Annotated in this window: 2 protein-coding genes; both read left to right on the top strand. The window is 62.5% G+C overall.

Annotation, left to right across the window (positions count from 1 at the left end):
* Positions 1-174: 174 nt before the first annotated feature.
* Positions 175-3702, top strand: coding sequence for a hypothetical protein (locus VMS96_11340; GenBank protein HVP44019.1), 3528 nt, complete (start codon positions 175-177; stop codon positions 3700-3702).
* Between the two features lie 250 nt (positions 3703-3952).
* A partial coding sequence (locus VMS96_11335) for a hypothetical protein (GenBank protein ID HVP44018.1) occupies positions 3953-4698 on the top strand: 746 nt, incomplete at its 3' end.

Genomic DNA, 4698 nt, shown 5'->3' with positions numbered 1-4698 from the left:
GCTGGCGCTATGGCAAAATACGGGTCAGGGGTCTCGCGCGCAAACCGCTGGCAGCACGCAGCAGGAGCGGACGCCTCTGGATTTCTGGTGGTACGTCATGATGGCGGTCCTGGTGCTGGCTGTAGCCGAGTCGCTGGTGGGGAATCGGCATCTCACCGTGGATAAAGAGGCAGCATGAATCCGCTCAACGGACTGACGGAGTATCTGCAGCAACTGGAACGCCGCCTGCGCATGCTGGCGTTATCGCGCGGCGCAGCCATGGCGGGGGCTGCGGCGCTGGCCTTCACTATTGCGGGCGCGCTGCTGGCGAATTATTTCGCATTCTCCGCCGGCAGTGTACTGGGAGCGCGGCTCATCTTATTTCTTGCGCTCGCCGCGGCCCTGGGGGCAGGCCTGGTCTGGCCGCTTCTTCGTCTAAACCGCCGCAACACCGCCAGAGAAGCCGAACATCAATGCCCGCAATTCGAGCAAAGGCTGGTGACCTTCGCCGAGCGCGCCGAACACCCCGATCCATTCCTCGAACTGCTTGCCGCCGACACTCTCGCCGTGACGCGCGAAGCCGAACCCGAACGCATTGCGCCGCGCAAACGCATCCTGAGCTTTGCTTCGGCAGGGCTGGTCTCGCTGGCGGCGCTCGTTTGGCTTGGCACCTCCGGCCCGGGATTCCTCGGCTATGGCACTTCCCTGCTTTGGGGCGCGATTCCGCGCAATCAGGTGCCGTTCTATGAAGTGCAGATCCAACCGGGCGACCACACCATCCGCCGCAAATCCGATCAGCTCGTGACCGCGCGGCTGCTGGGCTTTCAGACAAACCGCGTGCGCGTTTTCGCCAAATTCCAAAGCTCGTCAAAATGGGAAGAGGCCCTCATGAGCCCGCAACCGGGATCGCCCGGCTTTGAATTTCTTTTTACCGGCGTGCCGGAGGCTTTCGATTACTATGTGGCAGCGGGCGGTGTTCGCTCCAAGCAATACCACATGAGTGTTGTCGACCTGCCCGCGGTCAAGAAGCTTCGCGTCACCTATCACTATCCCGGCTGGACTGGCCTGAAAGACACGGTGGAAGATCCTGGCGGCGATCTGCGCGCCGTGCAAGGCACCGAGGCCGAGGTGAAAGTCGACACGGACCTCCCGCTCTCGAACGGCGCCCTGCTGCTGGACGATGGGTCCCGATTCGAGTTGCGCGATGGCGTAACGCGGCTGCCGATGCAGAAAGATGGCGTCTACCACGTCGCGACCGCCGTCGAACACGGCGACATGGTTCGCCTCAGCAACGATTACTTCATTGAGGTACAAAACGCCCAGCCGCCCGCCCTCCGCATTACACGGCCCGGCCGGGACGCAAAGGTAAATCCGATTGAAGAGGTCACGGTCTCCGTTGAAGCTCACGATGATTTCGCCCTGCGTGGTTTGGATCTGCACTATTCGGTCAACGGCGGAAAGGAAAAAACCGTGGATCTCGGCGGCAAGAGTGGCAAAACGGCTGACGGGTCCACCACGATCTACCTGGAAGATTACAAACTGGTACCCGGCGATATCGTGAGCTTCTACGCCACGGCGAAGAACGGTCTCGCCACGAACCGCAGCGACATCTTCTTCCTCGAAGCGCAGCCCTTTGAGCGGAATTACTCGCAATCGCAGCAGATGGGTGGTGGAGGCGGAGGCGAGCAGGCCCCTCAAGTATCCGAACACCAGAAGGAGATCATCGCCGCCACCTGGAACGAGGTCAAGAAGGAACCCAAGAACAAAGCCGAAGAGGAAGAGAACGCCAGGTTGCTTGCAGGGATACAATCCAAGCTCCGTGACCAGGCAAGATCGCTGGCCGAGCGCATGCAGGCCCGCGACCTGGGTTCCGCCAATCCCGCCTTCAAAAAATTCGCCGACGACATGGGACAGGCAATCGAAGCCATGGGCCCGGCCATCGACAAGCTGCGCGCCGGCGACTGGCAGGCTGCGCTGCCGCCTGAGCAAAAGTCGCTCCAGCATCTTGCGCGCGCCGAAGCCACATTCCGCGATATTCAGGTAGCGTTCGGCAACCGGGGCGGCGGAGGCGGAGGTGCGGGCCGCGATCTTGAGGGCCTGTTTGATCTCGAGCTCGACCGCGAGAAGAACCAGTTCGAATCGGGCCAGAATGCCGCATCGCCGGATCAGCGGCAAAAGGAGATCGAAGAAGCGCTCGCCAAGCTGGAGGAACTGGCCCGCCGCCAGCAGGAACTGGCCAATCAACAAAAGCAGAACCAGCAGACCTACCAGCAGCGGTGGCAGCAGGAAATGCTGCGGCGCGAAGCCGAAGAACTGCGCCGCAAGATGGAGCAGTTGGCGCGCAGCCAGTCGAGTGCACGCAGCCAGCAGGGGCAACAGGGACAGCAGGGGCAACAAGGGCAGGAGAGCCGCCAGAGCCAGGGACAATCGGGGCAGCAAGGTCAGCAGGGCCGGCAATCTGGCGGGCAGGCTTCCGCGCTGAATCGCGCTCTGGAACGGCTCCAGGAAGCCGAGCGCGATATGCAGAACGCCGGCTCCTCGCAGAACCAGGGTACTCCGCAGAGCGAGGCTGAGGCACGGCGCGCGGCAGAGCGGCTCCGCGAGGCGCGCGAAATGCTCGCCGGAGAACGACGGCAGCAGGCCGGCCAGCAGATGGATGAACTCGCACGGAGAACCCAGCAGCTTGCCGAGTCTCAGCAAAACTTCGAGCTGCAGATGCGGCAGACGTTCGGCAATGTGGGACAGGACGGGCAGGGCCGGCCCACTCTGTTGCAACCGGGAACTTCACGGCGCCAGTCAGAGTCGCTCCAATCAGAAGAAAAGAAGTTGATCGATGAACTGACCAGCGTCGAGAAAGAGATGCAGCAGGCCGCCCGCGAGATGGCCGGCACGCAGCCTTCGGCCTCCGGAAAATTGCGGGACGCGCTGGCGGAAGCGCAGAAGCAGGACCTGGGCATGAAAATGGGATGGACCGTCGAAGCCATGCGCCAGGGCTACGCCCCTTACACTCTGCCCCGCCTGCCCGCGATCACGCAGGGCTTGAACCAACTGCATGGCCGCGTTCGCGAAGCCCAGAGCGCGCTAAACCACGACCAGAACGGCGAAAATGATCTCGAGGCCGCGCTGGGACGGGTTGAACGCCTGCGAGAGCAGCTTCAACAACTCAAGAGCCAGGGCCGGGAGCAGGGCCAGGGACAGCAGCAACAGGGTCAGCAGCAACAAGGGCAACAGGGGCAGCAAGCCGGCCGCCGGCCCGGGCAACAGCAGTCCCCAAGCGGGACGAGCGCCGGCAGCGAACCGGGAAGCGAATCTCCCGGCGCCGCCTCTAGCCGCGGCGGCGTTGACTCACAAAGCTTCGGGGGCCCCGGCATCAACCCGGCTAATGCCGAACGCACCATTCGCGAAGGGATTCGTGATCTCGCGCAGCTCGATCAGATGCTCCGCGGCAATCGCGACGTGCCCCATGAGATCTCCCGCAACGTTCAGGACCTGATGCGCCAGATGCAAGGCTTAGATCCACGGCTTTTCGGCGCCAGGCCCGAACGCCTGGATCAAATCGTCGAAAGCCTCATGGGCGGCGTCGAAGAGGTCGAATTGAAATTGCGGCGCCTCGCCGACAACGAGCGGAGCGGCAGCGTGCGCAGCGGCGCGTCTCAACCGCCTCCACCCGGATACGCGGAAGCTGTCGCGGAATATTTTCGCCGGCTCGCCAAGCATCAGTAACTAGCCCGACCACTCCACTCGAGTGAACGCGCCCGACCCTGATCTCGCTACTGAATTCCTGTAGCGCAGGCCTACGGCGGCGTTTGCCGGAGACCTGCGGCTTTTTCTTCGTACCCGGCAAAAAGCCGCACGCACCGTCCAAACCAGGAGTGGTCATGCCCCACAGGTTTCGCTCGTGTATGATCGCGCGTTTGACTTGTAGCTTTTGAGGCGCCGATTTTTCTCGACACATGCGCTACCCTATAGATCCATGGCTAAAATCCAGCGCGCTCTGCTGAGCGTAACCGACAAAACCGGCATCGTCAATTTCGCCCGCCGCTTGCGGCGGTTTGCAGTCGAACTGATCTCGACCGGCGGCACAGCCCGCCTGCTGCGCGACTCCGGCATTGAAGTGAAGGACGTGTCCGAGGTGACCGGCTTTCCCGAAATGCTGGATGGCCGAGTGAAGACCATGCACCCACGCATCACCGGCGGCATTCTGGCCATCCGCGAAAACGCCGAGCATACCCGCGCTCTCGAAGCGCACGGCATTCAGCCCATCGACATGGTGGTGGTGAATCTCTACCAGTTCGAGAAGGCCGCTGCCAAGGAAGGCGTCACCCTCGAAGAGTTGATCGAGAACATCGACATCGGCGGCCCCACCATGATTCGCTCGGCCGCCAAGAATTTTCATGACGTCGCCATCGTGGTTTCGCCCGACGATTACGACGCTATCTACGAAGAGATGCGTGAGAACGCCGGCAGCCTTTTGCGCGAAACGCGCTGGCGGCTGGCGCAAAAAGCTTTCCGCACCACCGCCGATTACGATGCCGCCATCAGTGCGCGTCTGACGCAGATCGACGGTGAGGGCGTTCTGCCGCTCCGCCTCGACGTCCACGCGGCCAAGTTGATGGACCTGCGTTACGGCGAGAATCCGCACCAATCAGCGGCGCTCTATGGCTCGCGCGGCGCCGGAATCGCCGGCGCCTGTCAGTTGCACGGAAAGGAACTCTCGTA

The sequence above is a fragment of the Terriglobales bacterium genome (genome assembly GCA_035543055.1).
Taxonomy (GTDB): domain Bacteria; phylum Acidobacteriota; class Terriglobia; order Terriglobales; family Acidobacteriaceae; genus JAIQFD01.
The sequence above is the reverse complement of the archived record's forward strand: the minus strand, read 5'-3'. Positions and strand labels throughout refer to the sequence as shown.